The organism is Pseudomonas sp. C8002 (genome assembly GCF_013385765.1).
Classification (GTDB): domain Bacteria; phylum Pseudomonadota; class Gammaproteobacteria; order Pseudomonadales; family Pseudomonadaceae; genus Aquipseudomonas.
In genome coordinates, this window is record NZ_JACAPJ010000059.1 from 1 (window position 1) to 982 (window position 982).

General features: G+C 63.6%; 1 protein-coding gene. It reads left to right on the top strand.

Translation table 11 applies throughout. The features are described from left to right. Window positions 1-982 (top strand): AMP-binding protein (locus HX814_RS31290; protein ID WP_177015456.1); only part of this gene is annotated, 982 nt, incomplete at both ends.

Below are 982 nucleotides of genomic sequence, written 5' to 3' on the forward strand. Positions count from 1 at the left end.
CGGCGGCGGCTTTATCGTCGGTGCCCGCAATGCCCTGGAGCTGCCGGAGCTGGCGGCCCGAGACCGGGTGCGCCTGATCAACAGCGTGCCTTCGGCGATGGGAGCCTTGCAGCGTGCCGGGCAAATCCCGCAAAGCGTGCGCATCATCAATCTGGCGGGCGAACCGCTGAAGCAGTCGCTGGTGGATGCGCTGTACGAGCATGCCCATGTGCAGCACGTTTACGACCTGTATGGCCCGTCGGAAGACACCACTTACTCCACCTGGACCCGCCGCGAAGCCGGTGGCCAGGCCAATATCGGCAGGCCGTTGGCCAACACCGCCAGCTACCTGCTCGACGCTGAATTGCACTCGGTGCCGGTCGGCGTGGCGGCGGAGCTTTACCTGGCCGGTGAGGGCATCACCCGTGGTTATCTACTGCGTCCGGGGCTGACCGCCGAGAAGTTTGTGCCGAACCCGTTCTCGACCACCGGCGATCGTCTGTATCGCACCGGCGACCTGACCCGTTACCGCAATGACGGCGTGATCGAATACGTTGGCCGCATCGACCACCAGGTGAAGATTCGTGGCCTGCGCATCGAGCTGGGAGAAATCGAAAGTCGCCTGCTGGCCCACCCAGGTGTGCGTGAAGGGGTGGTGCTGGCCCTGGACGGCGCGAACGGCCAGCAACTGGTTGCCTACGTGGTGCTGTCGCAGGCCACAACGACCCAGGACGCCCTGCGAGCCAGCTTGCGTGAACACTTGCCGGATTACATGGTGCCCACCCAGTGGTTGTTCCTTGAGCAACTGCCGCTGACCCCCAACGGCAAACTCGACCGCAAGGCCTTGCCGCAACCGGATCTTGAGCCGCAACACAAACTCTATATCGCGCCCCATAACGAGCTGGAACAGCGCATCGTCGCGATCTGGCAGGACGTGCTCAAGGTGCCGCAGATTGGCGTCAGCGATAACTTCTTCGAGCTGGGCGGCGACTCGATCATCTCG